At 59.4% G+C, this 22954-nt stretch carries 23 protein-coding genes; 13 read left to right on the forward strand and 10 right to left on the reverse strand.

Annotated features, from left to right (window positions below; all coding sequences use genetic code 11):
• The 3 genes from G5171_RS19050 to trhA all read right to left on the reverse strand — a co-directional run.
• Nucleotides 1–1514, reverse strand: a 1514-nt coding sequence (locus G5171_RS19050) for a retention module-containing protein (protein WP_421251529.1), incomplete at its 3' end; no start/stop codon positions are given.
• Between the two features lie 229 nt (nt 1515–1743).
• Nucleotides 1744–3405, reverse strand: coding sequence for a putative transporter (locus G5171_RS19055; RefSeq protein ID WP_216952965.1), 1662 nt, complete (start codon nt 3403–3405; stop codon nt 1744–1746).
• A 127-nt stretch (nt 3406–3532) separates the two neighbouring features.
• Nucleotides 3533–4168 carry a PAQR family membrane homeostasis protein TrhA gene (trhA, locus tag G5171_RS19060; RefSeq protein WP_005335337.1) on the reverse strand — a complete coding sequence of 212 codons (636 nt, stop codon included), beginning with the start codon at nt 4166–4168 and terminating at the stop codon, nt 3533–3535.
• 175 nt (nt 4169–4343) lie between these two features.
• Between trhA and G5171_RS19065 the strand changes: the two genes are divergently transcribed.
• The 3 genes from G5171_RS19065 to G5171_RS19075 all read left to right on the forward strand — a co-directional run bounded on the left by G5171_RS19065 (nt 4344) and on the right by G5171_RS19075 (nt 6842).
• Nucleotides 4344–5867, forward strand: a complete 1524-nt coding sequence (locus G5171_RS19065) for an aminotransferase class V-fold PLP-dependent enzyme (RefSeq protein ID WP_421260599.1) — start codon at nt 4344–4346, stop codon at nt 5865–5867.
• Between the two features lie 90 nt (nt 5868–5957).
• Nucleotides 5958–6521 carry a septation protein A gene (locus G5171_RS19070; protein ID WP_216952963.1) on the forward strand — a complete coding sequence of 188 codons (564 nt, stop codon included), beginning with the start codon at nt 5958–5960 and terminating at the stop codon, nt 6519–6521.
• A gap of 24 nt (nt 6522–6545) precedes the next feature.
• A complete protein-coding gene (locus tag G5171_RS19075; protein ID WP_421260600.1) occupies nt 6546–6842 on the forward strand; it encodes a YciI family protein in 297 nt (98 codons plus the stop codon).
• 87 nt (nt 6843–6929) lie between these two features.
• Here the strand turns inward: G5171_RS19075 and cysQ are convergent, their stop codons facing one another.
• Complete coding sequence (gene cysQ / locus G5171_RS19080) at nt 6930–7685, reverse strand: 3'(2'),5'-bisphosphate nucleotidase CysQ (RefSeq protein WP_421260601.1); 756 nt, start codon at nt 7683–7685, stop codon at nt 6930–6932.
• Between the two features lie 47 nt (nt 7686–7732).
• A complete protein-coding gene (locus G5171_RS19085; protein ID WP_421260602.1) occupies nt 7733–8593 on the reverse strand; it encodes a DeoR family transcriptional regulator in 861 nt (286 codons plus the stop codon).
• Nucleotides 8594–8867: 274 nt separating this feature from the next.
• Between G5171_RS19085 and kbaZ the strand changes: the two genes are divergently transcribed.
• The 10 genes from kbaZ (at nt 8868) to G5171_RS19135 (ending at nt 18831) form a co-directional block, all read left to right on the forward strand.
• The gene (gene kbaZ, locus G5171_RS19090; RefSeq protein ID WP_421260603.1) at nt 8868–10181 is read left to right on the forward strand and encodes a tagatose-bisphosphate aldolase subunit KbaZ; all 1314 of its coding nucleotides are present in this window, start codon (nt 8868–8870) and stop codon (nt 10179–10181) included.
• A 12-nt stretch (nt 10182–10193) separates the two neighbouring features.
• Nucleotides 10194–11363 carry an SIS domain-containing protein gene (locus G5171_RS19095; RefSeq protein WP_421260604.1) on the forward strand — a complete coding sequence of 390 codons (1170 nt, stop codon included), beginning with the start codon at nt 10194–10196 and terminating at the stop codon, nt 11361–11363.
• Nucleotides 11363–11836, forward strand: a complete 474-nt coding sequence (gene agaV, locus G5171_RS19100; protein ID WP_005335358.1) for a PTS N-acetylgalactosamine transporter subunit IIB — start codon at nt 11363–11365, stop codon at nt 11834–11836. Before G5171_RS19095 ends, agaV begins: the two co-directional genes overlap by 1 nt.
• 15 nt (nt 11837–11851) lie before the next feature.
• Nucleotides 11852–12625, forward strand: a complete 774-nt coding sequence (agaW, locus tag G5171_RS19105) for a PTS N-acetylgalactosamine transporter subunit IIC (RefSeq protein ID WP_005340903.1) — start codon at nt 11852–11854, stop codon at nt 12623–12625.
• Nucleotides 12615–13493 (forward strand): PTS N-acetylgalactosamine transporter subunit IID, encoded by an 879-nt coding sequence (agaE, locus tag G5171_RS19110; RefSeq protein WP_005354370.1) that lies wholly within the window; start codon nt 12615–12617, stop codon nt 13491–13493. Before agaW ends, agaE begins: the two co-directional genes overlap by 11 nt.
• Nucleotides 13494–13541: 48 nt before the next feature.
• Nucleotides 13542–13982, forward strand: a complete 441-nt coding sequence (agaF, locus tag G5171_RS19115; protein WP_236368401.1) for a PTS galactosamine/N-acetylgalactosamine transporter subunit IIA — start codon at nt 13542–13544, stop codon at nt 13980–13982.
• The gene (gene nagA / locus G5171_RS19120) at nt 13982–15181 is read left to right on the forward strand and encodes an N-acetylglucosamine-6-phosphate deacetylase (protein WP_421260605.1); all 1200 of its coding nucleotides are present in this window, start codon (nt 13982–13984) and stop codon (nt 15179–15181) included. The genes agaF and nagA overlap by 1 nt, the downstream gene beginning before the upstream one ends.
• The gene (locus tag G5171_RS19125) at nt 15172–16026 is read left to right on the forward strand and encodes a tagatose bisphosphate family class II aldolase (protein WP_421210083.1); all 855 of its coding nucleotides are present in this window, start codon (nt 15172–15174) and stop codon (nt 16024–16026) included. Before nagA ends, G5171_RS19125 begins: the two co-directional genes overlap by 10 nt.
• A 104-nt stretch (nt 16027–16130) precedes the next feature.
• On the forward strand, nt 16131–17600 hold the full coding sequence (gene malX / locus G5171_RS19130; protein ID WP_232354435.1) for a maltose/glucose-specific PTS transporter subunit IIBC: 1470 nt from the start codon (nt 16131–16133) through the stop codon (nt 17598–17600).
• Nucleotides 17587–18831: a MalY/PatB family protein gene (locus G5171_RS19135; protein WP_323928053.1), complete on the forward strand. Its 1245-nt coding sequence runs from the start codon at nt 17587–17589 to the stop codon at nt 18829–18831. The genes malX and G5171_RS19135 overlap by 14 nt, the downstream gene beginning before the upstream one ends.
• Before the next feature lie 96 nt (nt 18832–18927).
• On the opposite strand, the gene pdxJ is transcribed toward G5171_RS19135, so the two are convergent.
• The 5 genes from pdxJ to lepB form a co-directional block, all read right to left on the reverse strand.
• Nucleotides 18928–19665: a pyridoxine 5'-phosphate synthase gene (gene pdxJ, locus G5171_RS19140; protein WP_421260606.1), complete on the reverse strand. Its 738-nt coding sequence runs from the start codon at nt 19663–19665 to the stop codon at nt 18928–18930.
• Between the two features lie 84 nt (nt 19666–19749).
• Nucleotides 19750–20460, reverse strand: a complete 711-nt coding sequence (gene recO, locus G5171_RS19145) for a DNA repair protein RecO (protein ID WP_216950233.1) — start codon at nt 20458–20460, stop codon at nt 19750–19752.
• Nucleotides 20461–21360 (reverse strand): GTPase Era, encoded by a 900-nt coding sequence (gene era / locus G5171_RS19150; protein WP_005335393.1) that lies wholly within the window; start codon nt 21358–21360, stop codon nt 20461–20463.
• Nucleotides 21357–22028 (reverse strand): ribonuclease III, encoded by a 672-nt coding sequence (gene rnc / locus G5171_RS19155; RefSeq protein ID WP_005335394.1) that lies wholly within the window; start codon nt 22026–22028, stop codon nt 21357–21359. The genes era and rnc overlap by 4 nt, the downstream gene beginning before the upstream one ends.
• Nucleotides 22029–22952: a signal peptidase I gene (lepB, locus tag G5171_RS19160; protein ID WP_005335395.1), complete on the reverse strand. Its 924-nt coding sequence runs from the start codon at nt 22950–22952 to the stop codon at nt 22029–22031. It lies immediately after the preceding gene.
• Nucleotides 22953–22954 lie beyond the last annotated feature (2 nt).

A 22954-nucleotide genomic window follows, 5' to 3' on the forward strand; every position in this document is an offset into this window, starting at 1 on the left:
TTCTGACCATCTTCCACGTTGCTGGTCGTGCCCTTGAGCTCAACCGCCTTGGCTTCCGCCACCGACAGGTTGCCATCACCAATCGCCGCCAGGTTGATGCCCGGCAGGTCAGTATCCACCTGATAGCCTTCCTTGTCGGTCGCAGTGGCGCTGTTGCCCGCCACGTCGGTGCTGGTCACGCTGGCATCGATGGTGCGGTCGCCATCGGTCGCCAGGTCGCTGCCCGCCACCAGGATGGTGAAGCGGCCATCGGCATCCACAGGACCGGTGAACGATTTACCGTTGACGGTCAGGGTGACGATGTCCCCTGCCTTGAACTCGCCCGTCACGGTGCCGCTGACCGGGATCTGCTGACCCGCTTCGGCGGCGTTGATGACGTCGTCGGCGGTGATGTCGGCATCTAGGGTGATGGCCAGGTCAGGGGCCTTGCTATCAACACTACCATCGTCGGTAGAGGTACCTGTGTTGCCGGCCGGATCGGTGATGCTGGCCGTCACCTTATAGCTGCCTTCGGCCAGCGGAGTAGTGACATCTACGCTGTAGCTGCCACCAGGTTGTACCGTGGCGGTCAAATTTTGCTGGTTACCATTGGCATCGGTCACGACCAGAGTGACCGTGCTGCCAGCAGGTGCATCCGTAGTACCCGTGATGGTCGGGGTGGTGTCATTGGTATTGTCAGGTGCATCAACAGTAATCACTGGAGCGGTTACATCCACACTGCCATCATCAGTTGCACTGCCGGTATTCCCCGCAGGATCGGTCACTGTGGCGGTGACGGTATAAGAACCCTCGGCCAATGGGGTGACCACATCCACGGTGAAGGTGCCATTAGGTGTGACAATAGCGGTCAGGGTCTGCTGATTGCCGTTAGCATCGGTCACCACCAGGGTCACCGTGCTGCCAGCAGGCGCATCCGTGGTTCCGGTCAGGGTCGGTGTGGTGTCATTAGTGTTATCTGGCGCAACAACGGAAATGGTGGGTGGAGTCAGGTCAAATACTTCATCCTCGCCAGCAGCACCAAGCGGTGGCTCGCCATTGGTGTTGTAAGTGGTATCGAAGGTCGCTTCGGCAATGGTTGCGGAGCCGGTACGGTCGATGGTGACAAAACCGCCGTTGCCACTGGCTCCGGCGACACCACCAACCCCGCCACCACCGGCAGCAGGTGCACCGCCTGCGGCGGAGGCTTCAAAGGCCCGGGTCGGGTCAGCGCCACCCAAAATGGCTTCTTGCAGGGCACTGATATCATCGGGTGTGCCTGCGGCACTGTTTTGCGCCAGCTGGGAAGCATCTTCCTCTTCGGCAGGCTCACTCTGTTCGCTGGCCGGTTGCACATTGAAAGAGTGTCCGCCGCCCATGAAACTGGCGCCATCCGGCGACATGATCACCGCCCCTTTCGGCAGCACATCCCCTTCCACCAGCAACTTGCGGCTACCATCTGCAGCCACCTGATAAACTTGACCTTTGAGCTGGGTGACGGTTACGCCCTGTTCCAGAGTAACGGAATTGGTAATCATGTTCTCTCCTGAATCCTGATTTGCATGCAAAAAGCCACAGCCTACTCTGCACAGAGAGAGAGCAAATAACCAGTTCGAAAATTCGAAAGAATAGACTGATTTGAGGCTGGACCGTTCAGCCAGGCTGAAGGGTGGCGAGGGGATTACCGAAAAATAAAAACTAAAATTATCAATACATTACATTATCATGACAGGAGCATGACAAGGCATGCTCCTGTCCGGTTTAACCCTATGCACCGGCCCAGAGGATGATGGCCAGCAGTTGCGGCGAGATGATCCGCAAGAACATCACCAGCGGGTAGACAGTGGCATAGGAGAGCGCACTGGCACCACTGGTCGGGTGCATGGCGTTGGCAAAGGCCAGCGCGGGAGGATCTGTCATGGAGCCGGCCAGCAAGCCGCACAGGGTCAGATAGTTCATCTTGCCATAGAGACGTGCCAGCACCCCGACCACCAGCAAGGGGATCAGGGTAATGGCTGCCCCATAGAGCATCCAGGAGGGGCCATCACCGTTGATCAGGGTATCAACGAAACCCGCCCCCGACTTGAAGCCGACCACCGCCAGAAACAGCACGATGCCGATCTCCCGCAGCGCCAGGTTGGCACTGGGGGGCATGAACCAGTAGAGCTTGCCGATGCTGCCGATCCGCGACAGGATCAGCGCCACCACCAGCGGCCCACCCGCCAAGCCGAGCTTGAGCGCGGCCGGGAAGCCCGGCAGATAGAAGGGGATGGAGCCAAGCAGCACGCCAAGACCGATCCCGATAAATACCGGCAACATCTGCACCTGTTGCAGTTTTTGCTGCACGTTGCCGACCACATTGGTCACCGCTTCGATGGCATCGAGGCGCCCAACCAGGTTGAGAATATCGCCAAACTGCAGGCTGGTCTGGCTGGTCGGCACCAGTTCGATACCGGCCCGGTTGAGGCGCGAGATCACCACGTCATAGCGCTGTTTGATGTCAAGATCGCGGATCTTCTTGCCCAGCACCTGCTCGTTGGTCACCACGACCCGCTCCACCCTCAGGTCGGTACCGCGAGTCGATAGGGAAGTGTCGACCTCTTCACCCAGCACCAGCAACACCTTGTGCAGTGCATGGCGCTCACCAACTAGGTGCAGCAGGTCGCCCAGCTCGATACGGGAATCAGGGCGCGGCACCATCAGCTCGTCGCCACGCTTGAGGCGTGAGCAGATGACATCAGACTCGTCGAGACTCGGGATCTCGCTCAGCATCAAGCCATGCATGTTGGGGTTGCGTACCGCGATGTTGATGGTCTGCAAGCTCTCCTTGGTTTTACCTGTCTGCAACTCGAACTGGGCGGCTTCATCGTCGATCTTGATGCGAAAGAAGACCCTGACCAGCCACATGGTGAGCAAAATGCCGCAGATGCCGAATGGATAGGCCACTGCGTATCCCATCCCCATCAGCCCGGTTGAACCATGGGGAGCTCCCAGCTCCGCCAGGATCTGCTGACCCGCACCAAGAGATGGGGTATTGGTCACGGCACCGGAGAAGACCCCGAGGATCACCGGTAGCGGCACATCAAACAGTTGATGAAGTGCCGCCGCAACGATGCACCCCAGGATAACCAGCAAAGCAGCAAAGGCATTGAGCTTGAGTCCGGAGCTGCGCAATGACGAGAAAAAACCGGGGCCGACCTGAATGCCGATGGTATAGACAAACAGGATCAGGCCAAACTCTTGAATAAAATGGAGTGTTTGCTCATCGAGCGCCAGCTCTGACACCCCGGCAAAGTGACCCACTATGATGCCGCCGAACAGCACCCCACCGATCCCTAACCCAACGCCATAGACTCGCCAGTTTCCAAGCCAGAGTCCCAGCACTGCCACCAGCGACAACATGCTGATGGAAAGCGCGATTTCACTCATTTCGTGCATCCTTTGCGAATTGAACTGGCCCTAGCTTGTCAGCAAACGCTGATGCCAACTGTGTGATACCGCACGAATTTATCCTTTTACGCGCCAAAAATACCAATTAAGGGCTAGTTACAAGACGTTAGGCGACGTAGCCGTAAATGGCCATAAAGTGACAAACGCTGCCACCCAGCACAAAGAGATGCCAGATGGCGTGGTTATAGGGGATCTGCTTGGCCACATAGAAGATGACCCCGAGGCTGTAGATAAGGCCGCCAAGCCCGAGCAGCAGCAGCCCCTCACCGGCCAGATGGATATAGAGCTGGTAGATGACCACCAGCGACAACCAGCCCAACATCAGGTAGGTAAAGAGCGACAACTTCTTGAAGCGGTTGATAAATACCAACTTGAACACCACGCCAGCCAGCGCCAGGGCCCAGATCACCACCATCAACCCCTTTGCCAGCGGCGTGTCGAGTGCAACCAGCAGGAAGGGAGTATAAGTACCGGCAATCAGCAGATAGATGGCACAGTGATCAAACACCTTGCACCAGCGTCTGGCCCGCCCTTCCGCCATGCTGTGGTAGAGGGTCGAGGCAAGATAGAGTAGCACCAGACTGCCGCCATAAAGGCTGTAGCTCACCAGCGCCTGCGTACCCTGTCCCCATCCCTTGATGAGCAACAGCACCAGCCCGACAATCCCCAGCAACAATCCCGCACCGTGACTCAGCCGGTTTGCCAGCTCCTCCCGGGGGGAGTAATCCATCACACCACTCATAACATCGACTCCACAATAACTGTGGCTCACTCTACCCAGCACCATTTCGGAGTACAAGTGTTCGCTTAAAAAATGGGGTGGCTGTCACCCGCCCCCCTTTGGTGTATGCTCTGCCGCCGATGCCCGAGACAAGCGGCATAGACACCTAACCCGGTGACCTGGTCTGGAGAACCTGATGAAGTTGACTGAGTTGTTTGCACAAGCGGATCCCGCCTTTGGCGAGGCGATGAACACCTTGCTGGAGAGCTTCCACCACTCCGACGACAGTCAGGCCCCCTATCAGCGCGACCTGTTCACCCACCAGCTCGATCAATCCCGCATGCCTGCAGTCGGCCAACCTATCGAGGAGTATCTGGCACGGCTGGCTACTCTGGTGCCCGGCGCCTCGCACCTCACCTCGCCACGCTACATGGGCCACATGACGGCGCCCCTGCCGGCCTATACCGCCGAGCTGTCGCGCCTGCTGGTGATGCTCAACCAGAATCCGATGAAGATGGAGTCCTCCCGCCTGCTCAGCTTTCTGGAGCGGGAGGTGCTGGCCAAGCTGCACCGCCTCATCTATGGCAGGGACGATGCCTTCTACGGCGAGCAGATGCATGCCAAGGATGCCGCCCTCGGCGTCATGACCAGCGGCGGCACCATCGCCAACGTCACAGCTCTCTGGCTGGCCCGCAACCGCGCCTGCGGCGACAACCTGTTCGCGCTCTATGAGCAAGGCTATCGCGGTGCAGTCATTCTGGGCACCCGGCTGATGCACTACTCCTTCGACAAGGGGATGGATCTGCTGGGACTGGGCGCCCGCAGCGTCTGGCGCCTCGAGACCGACGAGCAGAACCGGCTCAGTCTGGCTGCGCTGGAACAGGCGCTGATCCAGTGCAAAGAGCAGAAATTGAAAGTACTGGCATTGGTCGGCGTGGCAGGCAGTACCGACTTTGGCTCCATCGATCCCCTGCCTGAGCTGGCGGCCATTGCCGAACGAGAGCAGATCCACTTCCACGTGGATGCTGCCTGGGGTGGCCCGACCCTCTTCTCCCCCCGCTATCAAGGTCTGCTAGCCGGAATAGAGCAGGCCGACACCGTCACCCTGGATGGTCACAAGCAACTTCTGGTGCCGCTCGGTACCGGCATGCTGCTCTGCCGCCAGCCCGACCTGATGATGGCGGTCAAGCGGGAGGCGCCCTATGCCATTCGCGCCACCTCGTTCGATCAGGGTCGCTTTACCCTGGAGGGCACCCGCCCGGCCAACGCCCTCTATCTGGATGCCGCCTTCCAGCTCTTCGGCCAGCAAGGCTATGCCGAGCTTATCGAAGCCAACTACGACCGGGCCCGGCTGATGGCCGAGCTTATTACCAGCAATCCGGCCTTCGAGTTGATGTCTGCTCCGGTGATGAACCTGCTCTCCTATCGCTGCATCCCGCCCCATCTGCAGGGCAAGGTGCTGGATGAGACGGCCAATGCGCAGATCAACGACTTCAACGTGTCCCTGCAAAAAGCCCAGCGGGCCGAGGGGCACAGCTTTGTCTCCCGCACCCAACGAGCGGTGGTACGCTACGGTGCCCAACCGCTCACCCTGCTGCGCGCCGTGCTGCTCAACCCTCTGATTGAAGAGCGCCATATCCGCGACCTGCTGGCCGATCAGCAGCGACTGGGGATATCCATTGCACGCCAACTGTTTGGCGACGGCACGGAACCGGCGTAAAAATGAGCGGTCTTATTCATTTGCCGTTGTCCGCCATGCAGGTAGACTGGGCGAAATTTGCAGGCCATCTTTGAGGACTAGGCGCCAGACATGAAGCAATTTATTGAATTTATTCCACTTATCGTTTTCTTCGCGGTCTACAAGTTCTACGACATCTACATGGCTACCGGCGCACTGGTGGTGGTCACCGGTCTGCAGCTCGCCTATAGCTGGATCCGCTATCGCAAAGTCGAGAAGATGCAGCTCTTTACCTTCCTGCTGGTCGGCTTCTTCGGCGGCCTCACCGTCTTCTTCCACGATGACACCTTCATCAAGTGGAAAGTGACCGTCATCAACGTGCTGTTCGCACTGGGTCTGCTCATCAGCCGCTACGGCTTTGGCAAGAATCTGATCAAACAGATGTTGGCCAAGGAACTGCAGGCACCCGATGCAGTCTGGGACAAGGTCAATCTCGGCTGGGTCGGCTTCTTTACCGTCTGTGGCCTGCTCAACCTCTATGTGGCATTCAACATGCCGCAAGAGATGTGGGTCAACTTCAAGGTGTTCGGCCTGCTGGGGATGACGCTGGTCTTTACCCTGCTGAGCGGCGTCTACCTCTACCGCCACATCCCTGCCGAGCAGTTGTCCCAGCAAAAAGACGAACTCAAAAAGTAACCCTCATCAGAAAAGGATTGTCTCATGTGGTATCTCATCTACTCCGAAGATGTCCCCGATAGCCTGCCACTGCGCAAGCAAGTTCGCCCTGCCCATCTGGCTCGCCTGCAAGCCCTGCAGGATGAAGGGCGCCTGCTGACCGCCGGCCCCAACCCGGCTATCGATGCAGAGGATCCGGCCGATGCAGGCTTTACCGGCAGCACTGTCATCGCCGAGTTTGCCTCGCAAGCGGACGCCCAGGCCTGGGCCGATGCCGATCCCTATGTTGTAGCTGGCGTCTATGCCAAAGTGACCATCAAGCCGTTCAAGAAAGTCTTTTAAAACTGCGTCAAATACAAAGAGGCCGGAACGGATGTACAACCCGCTCCGGCCTCTTTTTATTGCGCGATGCTCAGCGCACCAACAAGGTCACGCTCTGGCGACAAACCAGGGATTGAGGATATCGGGCTTGTTGTAGGCAAGGGGTGAGCCATCGAGCTGGGTGACGCTGCCACCCGCCCCCTCCAGCACCGCCTGTGCAGCGCCGGTATCCCACTCGCAGGTAGGTGCGAGGCGCGGATAGAGCTCGGCGCCCCCCTCGGCAATGATGCAGAACTTCAGCGAACTGCCCATGGAAACCAGCTCGATCTCGCCAAAAGGAGCCAAGAAATCGAGGGTTTCCTGCGACAGGTGGTTGCGACTGCCCACCACTCGCCACGCCTCGCCTTCACGATGAGGCCGGGTCTGGATAGGCTCGCGCTTGCCATCGGCGATGCGCCAGGCACCGAGACCCTTTCCGCCATACCAGAGCTTGTCCAGCACAGGGGCATAGACCAGCCCCCAGCGCGGCGCCCCCCCTTCAATCAGCGCGATATTGACGGTGAACTCGCCGTTGCGGGAGACAAACTCCTTGGTGCCGTCGAGGGGATCCACCAGCCAGTAGCGGGACCAGCCGTGGCGTGCAGCCATCACCTCGGGCCCTGACTCCTCCGACAATACGGGAATATCCGGAGTCAGCCGCGCCAACCCCTGAACGATCACCTCATGAGCACCCTTGTCGGCCGCGGTCAGGGGACTCTCGTCGCTCTTGTACTCCACCGCGAAGGGCTGGCTGTAGATAGCCATGATGGCCGCTCCCGCCGCGCGAGCGACAGGTTCAAGTTCAGTGATATCGGGGTGGTACATAACAGGCTCGATCAGTGAGTGAGAAACCCAGTCTATCGCGTTTGTCATCAACCGCTTATAGCTGATTGCACTGGATTATATTGCCCCTGCTTCTCCTGCCCCTTGCCGCCATCGGCCGGTACCAGCAGCACTTCGATACCGGCATTGCGCAAACCGGAAAGGATATCGGCAGGCACGGCATCGTCGGTGATCAGGGTGTGAATACGCAGGGTATCGATGATCTTGTGCAGGCTGCGCCGGCCAAACTTGCTGGAGTCGGTGACCACCACAATCCGCTCGGCTACCTGACACATGCAGCGGTTGAGGCGCGCTTCGTCCTCATGATGGGTGCTGACGCCGCGCTCCAGATCGATGCCATCCACCCCGAGAAACAGCATGTCAAAGTGGTAGTTTTGCAGGGACTGCTCCGCTTGCGCACCGTAGAAGGAGAGCGACTTGCGGCGCAGATGTCCGCCCGTCATCAGCAGCTCCACCCCTTCTGCTTCGAGCAGTTCATTCGCCACATTCATGCCGTTGGTCATCACCAGGATCTCCTGATGTCCCTTCAGATGTCGGGCTACCTCCAGTGTTGTCGTCCCCGAATCGAGGATAAGGCGACAACCTGAGGGCACCAGGGTCGCCGCCAGCGCGCCGATCCGCTGTTTCACGGGAGTATTGAGCACACTCTTGTCGGCAATGGTGCGCTCCGGCACCGTCTGGCCCGGTTCACACAGCAGGGCGCCGCCGTAAGCGCGCACGGCCACCCCCTGCTTCTCCAGAAAGGCCAGATCGTTGCGGATGGTCACGGTAGAGACCTGATAATGAGTCGCCAACTCGTTGACCTGAACGCTGCCATTGCTGCGCAGCTGCTGAATAATCCGCTCCCGCCGCTCGCTGGTTCCGAGCGCACCTTTTTCGCTTGTTTGCATAGTTCTTCTGCCGGAATGCTGTAGTGAAAGATCGCTTTCACTTCGTTACGTTTGCATATTAACGCTCAGCGAAGGTGCCAAATCAAGCCTTCATTACGCTTTATCACCACGCTCTCCATCTTTACCCATCATCTAGGGCCTTTCGATATCTTTCTTTTTGTGATCCCTTTCAAGATCTGACGACTCTTTTGTTTCGTTTTGTTTTCTTCGCCACTACCGTAAAGAAAAGAAATCGAAAGAACCTTTCCATACGCAGCAACCAAGGAACATCAAAATGAAATCCATGCTGGCACTGGTCGAAAGACATAAACAGGGAGAACAGACCGGGATCTGCGCAGTCTGCTCCGCTCACCCGCTGGTGCTGGAGGCCGCGCTGCGGCTGGCCGCCGAAGGGGATGAGCTGCTGCTGGTCGAGGCCACATCCAATCAGGTGGATCAGTTTGGCGGCTATACCGGCATGACCCCCGCCGACTTTCGCGATCGTCTCTACAAGCTGGCGGCACAATGTCACTTTCCGGCACAGCGCCTCATTCTGGGGGGCGACCATCTGGGCCCCAACCGCTGGCAGGGGAAACCGGCCGAGCAGGCCATGGCCCATGCCGAAGATCTCATCGCCAGCTATGTCGTTGCCGGGTTCAAGAAGATCCACCTCGACTGCAGCATGTCCTGTCAGGGCGATCCCGTTCCCCTGACCGATGAGCTGGTCGCAGAGCGAGCCGCACGGCTGGCGCAGATCGCCGAGCAAACCTGTCTGGCCACTTTTGGCGAGAGCGATCTGGTCTATGTGATTGGCACCGAGGTGCCGGTGCCGGGCGGTGCCCATGAAGATCTGGCCGATCTGGCGGTCACCACGCCGGAGGCGGCGCGCCATACCCTCAAGGCCCATCAAGAGGCCTTCAACAAGGCGGGGCTGGCCCATATCTGGCCGAGGGTGATCGGTCTGGTGGTGCAACCCGGCGTCGAGTTTGACCATACCCGCGTCATCGATTACCGGCCCGAAAAAGCGGCCCCTCTTAGCCGGATGATCGAAGCCTATCCCCATATGGTGTTTGAGGCTCACTCCACCGATTACCAGACTCCTGAAGCTTATCGCCAGCTGGTACGCGACCACTTTGCCATTCTCAAAGTCGGTCCCGCCCTCACCTTCGCTCTGCGCGAAGCGCTGTTTGCCCTTGCCGCCATCGAGGAGGAGCTGGTGGTTGCCAAGGCCTGTTCAGGTCTGCGCAAGGTGATGGAAGAGACCATGCTGGAGCGCCCCGACTTCTGGCGCAGCCACTATCAGGGCAGTGCCAACGAGTGCCGGCTGGCCCGTGGTTACAGCTATTCGGATCGCATTCGCTACTACTGGCCCGATAGCCGGGTCGATGAGTGCTACGCCAGATTGCTGGCCAATCTGGCGGCGGAGCCCATCCCGCTCCCCCTGCTGAGCCAGCATCTGCCCTTGCAGTATCGCAAGGTACGTCATGGCTCGCTCTCGGCCAATCCCCATGACCTCATTCTCGATCAGGTGCAGGAGGTGCTGCGGCACTACGCCAGCGCCTGCACTGCGGCCTCTCGCCGCCATTCCCAGCTCGACCCCGTTGTATAAGGAGTTGCAGACATGATCCTTGGTTATCCAGAAGAGATGTTGCGCAGTGCCAATGGCCTGGCGACTGCCCGTGAAATTCGCCAGCAACCCGCCACCTGGCGCGAGACCCTCGCCATGGTCGAGGAGTGCCGTCCAGCATTGACCCGTTTTCTGGCCCCCCTGCTCGCCCGGCAAGAGCTGCGCATTATCCTGACCGGGGCTGGCACCTCCGCCTTTGCCGGTCGGGCGCTCGCCCCCTATCTCTCGGCCCACCTGCATGCCCGGGTCGAGGCGATCGCCACCACGGATATCGTCACCGATCCGGCCGAGTATCTGGCCGAAGATTGCCCGACCCTGCTTATCTCCTTTGCTCGCTCCGGCAACAGCCCCGAGAGCGTGGCGGCGGTCGAACTGGCCAGCCAGCTGCTCAGCCACTGCCACCATCTAGTGCTGACCTGCAACGGTGAAGGGGCGCTCTATCGCCGCTGCCAGCAAGATGCCCACTCTCTGGCCCTGCTGATGCCGCCCCAGACCAATGATCGCAGCTTCGCCATGACCAGCAGCCTGACCAGCATGATGCTGAGCTGTCTGGCTCTCTTTCTGCCAGAGCGGTTCAACCGCCAGCACTGCGAGCAGCTGGTCGCTACCAGCGACGCCATTCTGGAGCAGGTTGTGCAGCGCGTACCGGCCTGGAACGAGCCGTTGCCCGAGCGGGTCATCTATCTTGGCAGCGGCAGTCTGCAAGGGGTGGCGCAAGAGGCGGCACTCAAGCTGCTGGAGCTGACAGCCGGCCGTCTGGTCGCCATGTTCGACTCCCCCACCGGCTTTCGCCACGGTCCGAAATCGGTCGTCAACGAACAGACGCTCATCGTGCTGCTCATCTCCAACGACCCTTACACCCGGCAATACGATCTGGATCTGCTGCGCGAGCTGCGAAGCGATGGCAAGGCCGCCCGGGTGGTCGCCATCGCCGACCAGCGCCATCCCGCCATCGAGGAGGGGGAGTACATCTATTTGCCCGCCACCCTGCATGGCGACGATGCCCAGCTCGCCTTCTGCTACCTGCTCTATGCCCAGTACTACGCCTTCCATACCTCGCTGGGACTGGGGATCAGCCCGGACAATCCCTGCCCCACCGGTCAGGTCAACCGGGTCGTACAGGGGGTCAATATCTATCCGTTCCACCAAGAAGGAGTGCTGTGATGCCCAATATCGTATTGAGCCGGATCGATGAGCGTCTGATCCACGGTCAGGTCGGCGTCCAGTGGGTCGGCTTTGCCGGTGCCAATCTGGTGCTGGTCGCCAACGACGAGGTGGCAGAGGACCCCATCCAGCAGAACCTGATGGAGATGGTGCTGGCCGAAGGCATTGCGGTGCGGTTCTGGCCGCTCCAGAAGGTGATCGACAACATCCACAAGGCGGCAGATCGCCAGAAGATCCTGCTGGTCTGCAAAAACCCGACCGATTTCAACACCCTGGTTCAGGGAGGTGTCCCCATCTCCCGGATCAACGTCGGCAACATGCATTACGCCGACGGCAAGCGTCAAATCCACAAGACCGTATCCGTGGACGAACAGGACATCACCGCATTTCGCGCCCTGCGGGACGCCCGTGTCGAGTGCTATGTCCAGGGCGTGCCGACCGAACCGGCACAGGACATTTTCAATTTGCTCTGATTAAGGACAATTGTGATGGAAATCAGTTTGTTACAAGGTCTGCTGCTTGGCATCCTGGCGTTCTTCGCCGGACTCGACCTGTTCAACGGTCTGACCCACTTCCACCGTCCCGTGGTGCTGGGGCCGCTGGTTGGCCTCATCCTCGGCGACCTGCCTACCGGTATTCTGGTGGGCGGTACTCTGGAGCTGGTCTGGATGGGGTTGGCCCCGCTGGCGGGGGCGCAACCGCCCAACGTCATTATCGGCACCATAGTCGGCGCCACCTTCGCCATCACCACCGGGGTCAAGCCGGATGTGGCGGTAGGGGTTGCCGTTCCCTTCGCCGTTGCCGTGCAGATGGGGATCACCTTCCTCTTCTCGGTGATGTCGGGGGTGATGTCCCGCTGCGATCGCATGGCCGAAGCGGCTGACGTGCGCGGTATCGAGCGGGTCAACTACCTGGCACTGCTGGCGCTGGGCACTTTCTACTTCCTCTGTGCCTTCCTGCCCACCTACTTCGGGGCCGAACATGCCAAGGCGGCCATCGACGTGCTACCTGCCCGCCTCATCGACGGCCTCGGCGTTGCTGGCGGCATCATGCCCGCCATCGGTTTTGCCGTGCTGCTCAAGATCATGATGAAGAACGTCTATATCCCCTACTTCATCCTCGGTTTCGTCGCTGCCGCCTGGCTCCAGTTGCCGGTACTGGCCATCGCCGCCGCCGCGCTGGCCATGGCCCTGATCGACTTCATGCGCACCACCCCCCCGCAAGCTCGTCCTGTTCAGGAGGAAACCGAAGATGGCATCTAACAACACAGCTGCGCGGATCATCTCCAGCGCCGAACCGCACAATACCCGGCCACAATCCGACGATACCTATGAAGATCAGCAGCTTGGCGCAGAGCTGACCAAGCAGGATATCAACCGCTTTGCCTGGCGCTCCCTGCTGCTGCAGGCCTCCTTCAACTATGAACGGATGCAGGCCTCGGGCTGGCTCTATGGCCTGCTGCCGGCACTGCAGAAGATCCACACCAATCCGCGGGATCTCTCTCGGGCGATGAAAGGGCACATGGGCTTCTTCAACACTCACCCCTTCCTGGTCACCTTCGTGATGGGGATCGTGCTGGCGATGGAGCGCTCCAAGCAGAACGTCAATAGCATTCAGAGCACCAAGATCGCAGTCGGCGCACCGCTCGGCGGGATTGGCGATGCCATGTTCTGGCTCACCCTGCTCCCCATCTGTGGTGGCATAGGGGCAGATCTGGCGCTGCAAGGCTCCATCATGGGTGCCGTGGTCTTCTTCCTGCTGTTCAACGTGGTCCACTTCGGCCTGCGTTTTGGTCTGGCGCACTACGCCTACCGCATGGGGGTAGCGGCCATTCCGGTCATCAAGGCCAACACCCGCAAGGTGGGCCATGCCGCATCCATCGTCGGTATGACGGTGATCGGCGCGCTGGTCGCCACCTATGTGCGTCTTGGCACCACGCTGGAGATCACTGCCGGTGATGCAGTCGTCAAACTGCAGGCGGATGTGCTCGACAAGCTGATGCCCGCCTTCCTGCCGCTGCTCTACACCCTGGCGATGTACGCCCTGATCCGCAAAGGCTGGAGCCCGCTGCGCCTCATCGTCATCACGGTGGTACTCGGTATCGTCGGCAAGTTCGCCGGTTTCCTCTAATCCGGAGCCGGCAGCAAGCCGGCCCCCTTTGCAGTAAAGGAACAGACTATGTTGGGCATCATTATTTGTGGTCATGGCGGTTTCGCCAGCGGTCTGGAGCGCGCCATGCTGCAGATCCTCGGCGAACAGAAAGCGGTTATCGCCATCGACTTTCCCGAGAGCTCCACCACCGCCCTGCTGCAGGCACAGTGCGAAGCGGCGCTGGCAGAGGTCGACAAGGGGGATGGCGTGGTCTTCCTGACCGACCTGCTCGGCGGCACCCCGTTTCGGGTCGCCTCTACCCTCTCACTGCACCAGCCAGAGCGGGAGGTCATTACCGGTACCAACTTGCAGCTGCTACTGGAGATGGTGCTGGAGCGCGATGGCCTCAGCGCCCGTGAATTCCGCCGGCAGGCCCTTGATTGCGGCCACCGGGGTCTCACCTCGCTGGCAGATGAGATAGGTAAAGAGCGTCAGGCAGATGCCGCTCTCGTCGAGGAGGGCATCTGATGGCCTCACGGATCCGTGCCCGTCGCCTGCTGACCGAACAGGGTTGGCTGGAACATCAGGAGCTGACCCATGAAGGGGGCATCATCACCGCCATCGCTCCCATCACGGATGGCGATCCGGCGCGGGATGTCGATCTGCTGGTGCCTGCGCTGATCGATGGTCATGTCCACGGCGGTGCAGGTGTCGATGTCATGGATAGCGAGGACAATGCCTTGGCAACCTTGTCGATGGCCAAGGCGACAGAAGGGGTCGGCGCTTTTCTTGCCACCACGGTCACCGCCCCACTCCCCGAGATAGAGCAAGCTCTTGCCCGCATTGCCGATGGCGTTGCCCGTGGCATGCCGGGCGCAGAGCTGCTCGGCTGCTATCTGGAAGGGCCCTACTTCACACCGGACAACAAGGGCGCCCACGATCAGGCGCTGTTTCGGGAGCTGGATATTGCCGAGCTGAACCACCTGCAACAGCTGGCGCGCGGCACCCTGAAGGTGGTCGCGCTGGCACCGGAAAAGCCCAACGCCATCGCGTCCATTCACCATCTTGCCGCAAACGGCGTGCGGGTAATGCTGGGCCACTCGGCGGCGGATCACAATACCACCATGGCGGCGCTGGCAGCGGGCGCCTCCGGGCTGGTGCACTGCTTCAATGGCATGCGCGGCCTGCACCACCGCGAACCCGGCATGGTCGGTGCAGGTCTTGTCCATCCCGCAGCTTGGCTGGAGCTGATCGCCGATGGCAATCATCTCCACCCGAGCGTGCTCAAGCTCTGTCACTGCTGCGCCGGCCAGCGCCTGCTCTTGATCACCGATGCGATGCGCGCCGCCGGTATGCCCGACGGTCACTATCTGCTTGGCAACTATCGGGTCGAGATGAAGAACGGCGTGGTACGCACCGACACCGGCGGTCTGGCGGGCAGCACTCTCACCCTGCTTGGCGCCGTACGCAACATGGTGCAGCTGGCGGATGTGCCGCTCGATGAGGCCATCACAATGGCCTCGCTGGCACCCGCAAAGATGCTCGGCATTGCCGATCGCCTCGGTTCACTGGCAGTTGGCAAACAGGCCAATCTGCTCGCCCTCACCACTGAACTCAATCAACAACACATCTGGGTGGCTGGCCGGGAGATAAATCCGACCAACCTTTCCTCCCTTTTCTCAGGATCTCGCGTCAATCAGGACGCTCAGGAGTCACTATGTATCTGATCTCTTCCCATGAAATGCTCAAAGATGCCCAGCGCCGTGGCTACGCCGTACCGGCTTTCAACATCCACAACCTGGAAACCGTGCAGGTGGTGGCTCGCACCGCCGCTCGCATGCGCTCTCCGGTGATCTTGGCTGGCACCCCGGGCACCTATCGCCATGCCGGGGTCGAATATCTGGTCTCCATCTGTCAGGCAGCTGCTCATGAGTACCGCATCCCGCTGGTGCTGCATCTGGATCACCACGAAGACGAGCAGGACATCCACAACAAGGTCGAAGCGGGCATTCGCTCGGCCATGATCGATGCCTCGCACTTTCCGTTTGAAGAGAACATCGAGAAAGTACGCAGTGTGGTCACTTTCTGCCATCGCATGGGCGCCAGCGTTGAAGCGGAACTGGGCCAGCTGGGTGGTCAGGAAGATGACCTCATTGTCGATGCCGCAAATGCCAAATTTACCGATCCGCTGAAGGCTGCCGAGTTTGTCCGCCGTACCGGTATCGACTCGCTGGCCGTGGCCATCGGTACCGCACACGGCCTCTACAAGGAGGAGCCCCGTCTGGACTTTGCACGCCTCGCCGCCATTCGCGAGCAGGTAGATATTCCGCTGGTGCTGCACGGCGCCTCCGGCGTACCGGAGGCCGATGTGCGCCGCTGCATCGAACTCGGGATCTGCAAGGTCAACGTTGCGACCGAACTGAAGATAGCCTTCGCCGATGCAATGAAAGCCTTCCTTGGCTCTCATCCGGATGCCAGCGACCCGCGCCAGTATCTGGTACCCGCCATGGCCGCCATGGAGGAAGTTGTCGAGGCGAAAATCCGTATGTGCATGAGTAATAACAAGATTTGATAACAATAAAATTACGGTAACAGGTCTGGGAGATAATAATGATGGCTCGCGCATCCTTGCGAAATAAGGTATGGGAATTTGCCCAGAGTTTGGGGAAAACATTCATGTTTCCCGTCTCTTTGATGGCATTCATGGGACTACTGCTGGGGGTGGGGTCATCCATTACCAGCCCCTCCACCATAGATAATTTTCCTTTTCTTGGTGGAGAATATACCCAGCTCGTCTTCAATCTGGTGGCAACCGTAGGCAGCTTCGGCTTCACCTATCTGCCCATCATGTTTGCCATCGGTATTCCGATGGGATTGACCGAAAAGAACAAGGGTGTCGCGGCCTATTCCGGTTTCGTCGGCTATATGGCGATGAATATCGGGATCAACTTCTATCTCGCCAGTACCAGCCAACTGGCTTCGCCGGAAAATATCAAACTGGCGGGGCAAGCCATGGTGATGGGGGTTCAGACCCTCTCCATGGGTGTGCTGGGTGGCATAGTGTCGGGGATCGTAACCTACTTCATCCATCGCCGTTTTTATAACCTCAAACTGCACGACGCCTTCTCGTTCTTCAGCGGCCTGCGCTCCGTGCCCATCATCACCGTGCTGGTCATGTCGCTGATAGGTCTCGCCATGCCGCTCTTCTGGCACTATGTGGCGCTCGGTATTACTGCGGTCGGCAACATGATCATCTCTGCCGGCTCTTTTGGTGCCTTCCTCTACGGAGTGGCCATCAACCTGCTCAAACCGCTCGGTCTGCACCACATCATGCTGGCCATGGTGCGCTTTACCCCGGCAGGCGGTACCGAGCTGGTCAATGGCGAAACCATTTCCGGCGCGCTCAATATCTTCTTCGCCCAGTTGAAAGCGGGTGAACCTATCAGCCCGGCAGCAACCGCCTTCCTGTCGCAAGGGTTTATGCCGACCTTTATATTCGGTCTGCCTGCTGCAGCGTTGGCCATGTATATGGCAGCCACGCCCGGCAATCGAACCAGAATCAAGAGCCTGATTATCTCCGGGGTACTGGTCTCTATCGTGACCGGTATTTCCGAGCCCATCGAATTCCTGTTCCTGTTTGTCGCGCCGGTACTCTATCTGTTCCATGTCTTTATGACCGGCGCCGCGCTCTTTGTGGTGGCCATGTGTGGCGTCACCATCGGCAATACCGATGGCAGTGCACTCGACCTGCTTATTTTCGGCATCATGCAGGGCTGGCAAACCAAGTGGTATCTGATAATTCCCATTGGCCTTATCTGGTCTGCCATCTATTTCACCGTCTTCTACTGGTACATCAAGAAATATGACATCAAGACCCCCGGCAGGGATGAGGTCGATGATATCCAGATTGCGAAACACGACCCGGCCGTGATCCTGAGTGCCCTCGGTGGCAAGGAGAATATCGTCAGCCTGGACAACTGCGTCACACGGCTGAGACTGGTGGTACACGATATGGGCAAGCTGCAGGAGAAGATCCTGAAACAGGCTGGCGCCCTCTCCGTCGTCAAGATCGACGAGCACAGCGTGCAGGTCATCATTGGCGCTCAGGTTCAAACCGTGAAGGATAATCTCGATGCTCTCCTGTAAAGATCGGGAGGCCCTGCGCCTCCCAACCCCCTCTGCCGACTTGCAATCCTCCCGTTTCGACGAGCTGGCAGATCGCATCAGCGACAAATGCCGCAAGTGGGATATGAAAGTGATCGAGAGCCGCTTTGGCCCCGTTCCCGCCGACAGCATTCCCATGTGGATTGCCGATATGGATTTCAAATCGCCGCCGGCTGTGGCTCGCAAGTTCAGCGAAATCATCAGCTGGGGCACCTTCAGCTACACCCACTGCATCGATGATTTCTACGAGGCGGTCATCAACTTCCAGGCCCGCCACCACAAGGTCGCGGTGGAACGGGAGTGGATCACCCTCTCCTATGGTACCGTCTCCACCCTGCACTACACGGTGCAGGCATTCTGCCAGCCGGGTGACAGCATCATCATGAACACCCCTGTCTATGATCCCTTTGCCAAGGCGGCCGAAAGGCAGGGGGTCAAGGTTGTCGCCAACCCGTTAGCCCTGAACAAAGGACGATACCGGATCGATCTGGCGAAGCTGGAGGAGCAGATCATTAGCCACAAGCCCAAAATCTATTTTCTCTGCTCGCCCCATAACCCGTCGGGCAGGATCTGGAGTCAGGCCGAGCTGGAAGCCGTTGCCGACATCTGCCTGCGCCATCAGGTGTTGATGATGGTCGATGAAGTGCATGCAGAGCACATCATCCATGGCGAGTTCGTCTCCTTTCTGGCACTGGAGGAGCGTTACTGCAACAACATGATGCTGATGAGCTCGCCCAACAAGGCATTCAATCTGGGCGGATTGAAAACCTCCTACAGCATCATTCCAAATCCGCAGATAAGAAACCGCTTCAGAGCGCGCCTTGAGCAGAACTCCATCACCTCTCCCAATGTGTTCGGGCTCTGGGGAATTATCACCGCCTATAACGAGTGCGATGCATGGCTGGCCGAATTGAATCTCTATCTGAGAGAGAACTACGCCCTGCTGGCGCGCTACTTCAGGGAGAATCTGCCCGACTTCCAAGTCATGCCGATGGATGCCTCCTATCTGGTCTGGGTCAATACCAAAGGGAGCGGAATGAGCGCAAGCGAGGTGACCCGCAGGTGGGCAGTCGAAGCGGGGGTCATCATCGAAGATGGCTCCCACTACGTCAGCGATGGCGAAGAGTATGTGCGGATCAACATAGGCACCTCCCGCCAGCTGCTCGGCGAGGCGCTGCAACGTCTGGGAAGATGGGCGCAGCAGCAGGTCTGACGACTGCGATATTCCCATCGGCAGAAACAACAAAAGGGACGCCATGGAGTCCCTTTTGTTTCATATGGCCACTGTGCGTTGCCAGTGCCCGAAGCATCAGATCCCCTGACGAGCTTCCTGCATCAGCAGGCGCATGTCGCTCACGGCTTTGGCCAAACCATCGAAGGCGGCGCGGCCGATGATGGCGTGGCCGATGTTGAGCTCATAGAGCTCGGGGATGGCGGCGATGGCCTTGACGTTGTGGTAGTGCAGGCCGTGACCGGCATTGACCTTCAAGCCCTTGCCAGCGGCATAGGAGGCGCCGGCGGCGATACGCTTGAACTCGGCGTTGCGCTCAGCATCGGTGGTGGCATCGGCGTAACGGCCGGTATGGATCTCGATAAAGGGGGCGCCACTCTCGGCAGCCGCATCGATCTGGATGGGATCGGCGTCGATAAAGAGGGATACCTGGGTACCCACAGCAGAGAGGCGGGCAACGGCGTCAGTCACCTTGTCCAGCTGACCGGCCACGTCCAGACCGCCCTCGGTGGTCACTTCGGTGCGCTTCTCCGGCACCAGACAGACGAAGTGGGGCTTGATGCGGCAGGCGATGCCGATCATCTCTTCGGTCACCGCCATCTCCAGGTTCATTCTGGTCTGGATAGTCTGGCGCAGGATCTCCACATCGCGGTCGGTGATGTGGCGGCGATCTTCACGCAGATGCACGGTAATGCCATCGGCCCCGGCCTGCTCGGCCACGAACGCGGCCTGTACCGGATCCGGATACTGGGTGCCACGGGCGTTGCGCAGGGTGGCGATATGGTCGATGTTCACACCCAGATAGATTTCACTCATTGAGAACTCCTTGAAAGGCTTCATCTGTTGACTGCGCGGTCAGCGAATCACACCGCGCCAATATCCGTATGTCTGTAATCTGTGTCAGCCTTGCATACTGGCTTTGCGTTTTAAAAACAGCTCCCGGCTCTTTAGCTGGCGCTTGCCCAGATAGGGTTGCAGTGCCAATCGGCTGAAACGTTTGGCCGCCTGCAGCAAGGGAGGTGTATCGAAACGTCCCTCGGCAAAGGCGAGCAGGTGGGCACCGAGAAACAGGGTACGGGGATCCGGCGCCCGCTCGCAAGCAACAAAGCCCAATTCACGCTCGAAGCCATAGAGCAAGTTCGGCTCGATGGGCGACTCGTCGTCCGCCGTGTATTCGAAATCCACCGCATAGCCGAGCGCCTGCAACAGCAGGAACTCGAAGCGACGCAGCGGCAGCTCCGGCGTCTCGCCATCGGCCAGCGCCATGATGGCACGGGCATAGGCATCGAATACTTCGGGGAACGGGGTGTGCGCTTCCAGCAGGTAGTAAACCAGCTCGTTGAGATAGAGGCCGTAGAAGAGGCGATCGCCACCGAGTCGCAGGGAGTGATCCGGGCATTCGACCTGGGTGAGATTCTTGAGATCCCCCTTGCCTCGCCAGGCGATGGTGAGCAGGGTAAAGGGCTGCAACAGCCCCTTGAGAGGGGAGCGTGGCCCGCGAGAACCGCGAGCCACCAGGGTAAATCGGCCACTATCCTGGGTGAAGACCTCGACCAGCTGGCTGGTCTCCCGATAGGGCCGACTGTGGATGACGAAAGCCGGGGTCAGCAATCAGTCGTCGCCATACCCGAGGCTACGCAGGGCGCGCTCATCATCAGCCCAGCCCGACTTGACCTTGACCCACAGCTCGAGGTGCACCTTGTTCTGGAACAGACGTTCCATGTCGAGGCGCGCCTCGGTGCCGATGGTCTTGATCTTCTCGCCCTTGTTGCCGATGACCATCTTCTTCTGGCCATCGCGCTCGACCAGGATCAGGCCGTGGATATGGTAGAGGCCGTTCTCTTCCACCTTGAAGCGCTCTATCTCCACCGTCACCGAGTAGGGCAGCTCCTCACCGGTGAAGCGCATCAGCTTCTCGCGGATGATTTCGGAGGCCATAAAGCGGGAGGAGCGGTCGGTCACGTAATCTTCCGGGAAGAAGTGGACGTTTTCCGGCAGCAGATCCTTGGCCCACTCGCGGATCTTCTCCACGTTGGTGCCCTTTTCGGCACTGATGGGCAGAATATGGGCGAAGTTCATCTGTTGTCCCAGCCACTCGAGGTGGGGCAGCAGATCTTCTTTCTCCTTGACGTTGTCGATCTTGTTGACCGCCAGCACCACAGGGCACTTGAGATTGCGCAACTTGCCCAACACCATCTCGTCGTCTTTGGTCCAGTGGGTACCGTCGACCATGAACACCACCATGGCCACATCACCCAGCGAACTGGTGGCGGCACGGTTCATCAGGCGGTTGATGGCCCGTTTCTCTTCAATGTGCAGACCCGGGGTATCTACATAGATGGTCTGGTAGTTATCCTCGGTGTCGATCCCCAAAATCCGGTGACGGGTGGTCTGGGGCTTCTTCGAGGTGATGCTGACCTTCTGGCCAAGCAGCTTGTTGAGCAGGGTGGACTTGCCCACGTTGGGGCGGCCCACGATGGCGACAAAGCCGCAATAGGTGGTATCTGTCATGACAGTTTTTCCAATGCTTGCTGCGCCGCGGCCTGTTCGGCCTTGCGACGGCTGGTGCCGACCCCGACGAGGGGACCATCCAGACCTTCCACGTCACACTGGACGGTGAACTCCTGGTTGTGGGCCTCGCCCTTGACGTTGGTCACGGTGTAGGTCGGCAGGGATTTGCGGCTTCCCTGCAAAATTTCTTGCAGACGGGTCTTGGGATCTTTCTGCTCGATGCCCGGCTTGATCTCTTCCAGGCGGCTGGCATACCAGCTCAGCAGCAGTGTCCGCACCGTCTCAAGATTGGTATCCAGATAGACGGCACCGATCACCGCCTCGACCGTGTCGGCCAGGATGGATTCGCGGCGAAAACCGCCGCTCTTGAGTTCGCCGGGACCGAGGATCAAGTGATCCCCGAGGTCGAACTCCCGGCCCAGTTCGGCCAGGGTCTTCTCGCGCACCAGGGTGGCGCGCATCCGGCTGAGATCCCCTTCCGCCGCTTGCGGGAAGCGGTGGAACAGATCGTCGGCAATCACCAGACTCAAAATCGAGTCACCCAGAAATTCCAGTCGTTCATTGTGACGAGAGCCGGCGCTGCGGTGAGTCAGCGCCCGGGTCAGCAGTTCCAGATCCGCAAAGACATGCCCGAGACGGGACTGCAGTCTGTTCATCTTGATATTCATTTACTTGATTCCGCCAATGCGGTTGAAGCGCACACCTGTCGGTACCCAACTTGGCAGCAGGGAGCCTTCTTCGCGCTCGAATTCAAAACTTATCCAGATAGCGACCGCCTTGCCGACCAGATTCTGCTCGGGCACAAAGCCCCAGAAGCGGCTGTCGGTGCTGTTGTCGCGGTTGTCGCCCATCACGAAATACTGGCCTTCCGGTACGACCCATTCGTCGGGGTAGGTGCCGGGCTGGCGATAGTAACGGCCAACCATATCGGGCATCAGCGGATTGCGCAGGGTCTCGTGGGAGACATCACCCAACTGCTCGGTATAGCGGTCAAGGGGGATCCCCATCTGGGTAAATTCGCCTCTTTGTTCAAACTTGACGTCGAGCTTCTTGAAGCCCGGGCACGTTTTCCCTTCCTGCTCTTCGCACTTGGGCCGGATCATCAGCTCCTTGTTGCGATAGATGACCCGATCACCCGGCATGCCGACCACCCGCTTGATGTAGTCAACGCGCGGTTCAAGGGGATACTTGAACACCACCACATCGCCGCGCTTGGGCTCACCGGTCTCGAGGAACTTGGTGTTGGTCACCGGGTCCCGCAGACCATAGGCAAATTTTTCCACCAGGATGAAGTCGCCCACCAGCAGGGTGGGCATCATGGAACCTGACGGGATCTGGAACGGTTCAAAAATGAACGAACGCAGGATCAGCACAAAGGTGATGACCGGGAAGACCCCGGCGGTCTGCTCAATCCAGACCGGCACGGGGGCGACCTTGGCCAGGGTCTTCTCATCCAGGTGGGCACCGCCATGGGCACGAGCCACGGCAATCTTGGCGGCGCGCTGCTTGGACCAAATCATCTTGTCCAGACACCAGATAACACCGGTGATCGCGCAGACCACCACCAGGATCAGGGAAAACGTGCTTGCCATCT

The sequence above is a fragment of the Aeromonas sp. 600774 genome (genome assembly GCF_049175075.1).
GTDB classification, from domain to species: domain Bacteria; phylum Pseudomonadota; class Gammaproteobacteria; order Enterobacterales; family Aeromonadaceae; genus Aeromonas; species Aeromonas veronii_A.

Coding starts and splice junctions, on each gene's coding strand:
- G5171_RS19055 (WP_216952965.1), bottom strand. CDS start 3,405: ATGAGTGAAATCGCGCTTTCCATCAGCATGTTGTCGCTGGTGGCAGTG.
- trhA (WP_005335337.1), bottom strand. CDS start 4,168: ATGAGTGGTGTGATGGATTACTCCCCCCGGGAGGAGCTGGCAAACCGG.
- G5171_RS19065 (WP_421260599.1), top strand. CDS start 4,344: ATGAAGTTGACTGAGTTGTTTGCACAAGCGGATCCCGCCTTTGGCGAG.
- G5171_RS19070 (WP_216952963.1), top strand. CDS start 5,958: ATGAAGCAATTTATTGAATTTATTCCACTTATCGTTTTCTTCGCGGTC.
- G5171_RS19075 (WP_421260600.1), top strand. CDS start 6,546: ATGTGGTATCTCATCTACTCCGAAGATGTCCCCGATAGCCTGCCACTG.
- cysQ (WP_421260601.1), bottom strand. CDS start 7,685: ATGTACCACCCCGATATCACTGAACTTGAACCTGTCGCTCGCGCGGCG.
- G5171_RS19085 (WP_421260602.1), bottom strand. CDS start 8,593: ATGCAAACAAGCGAAAAAGGTGCGCTCGGAACCAGCGAGCGGCGGGAG.
- kbaZ (WP_421260603.1), top strand. CDS start 8,868: ATGAAATCCATGCTGGCACTGGTCGAAAGACATAAACAGGGAGAACAG.
- G5171_RS19095 (WP_421260604.1), top strand. CDS start 10,194: ATGATCCTTGGTTATCCAGAAGAGATGTTGCGCAGTGCCAATGGCCTG.
- agaV (WP_005335358.1), top strand. CDS start 11,363: ATGCCCAATATCGTATTGAGCCGGATCGATGAGCGTCTGATCCACGGT.
- agaW (WP_005340903.1), top strand. CDS start 11,852: ATGGAAATCAGTTTGTTACAAGGTCTGCTGCTTGGCATCCTGGCGTTC.
- agaE (WP_005354370.1), top strand. CDS start 12,615: ATGGCATCTAACAACACAGCTGCGCGGATCATCTCCAGCGCCGAACCG.
- agaF (WP_236368401.1), top strand. CDS start 13,542: ATGTTGGGCATCATTATTTGTGGTCATGGCGGTTTCGCCAGCGGTCTG.
- nagA (WP_421260605.1), top strand. CDS start 13,982: ATGGCCTCACGGATCCGTGCCCGTCGCCTGCTGACCGAACAGGGTTGG.
- G5171_RS19125 (WP_421210083.1), top strand. CDS start 15,172: ATGTATCTGATCTCTTCCCATGAAATGCTCAAAGATGCCCAGCGCCGT.
- malX (WP_232354435.1), top strand. CDS start 16,131: ATGTTTCCCGTCTCTTTGATGGCATTCATGGGACTACTGCTGGGGGTG.
- G5171_RS19135 (WP_323928053.1), top strand. CDS start 17,587: ATGCTCTCCTGTAAAGATCGGGAGGCCCTGCGCCTCCCAACCCCCTCT.
- pdxJ (WP_421260606.1), bottom strand. CDS start 19,665: ATGAGTGAAATCTATCTGGGTGTGAACATCGACCATATCGCCACCCTG.
- era (WP_005335393.1), bottom strand. CDS start 21,360: ATGACAGATACCACCTATTGCGGCTTTGTCGCCATCGTGGGCCGCCCC.
- rnc (WP_005335394.1), bottom strand. CDS start 22,028: ATGAATATCAAGATGAACAGACTGCAGTCCCGTCTCGGGCATGTCTTT.
- lepB (WP_005335395.1), bottom strand. CDS start 22,952: ATGGCAAGCACGTTTTCCCTGATCCTGGTGGTGGTCTGCGCGATCACC.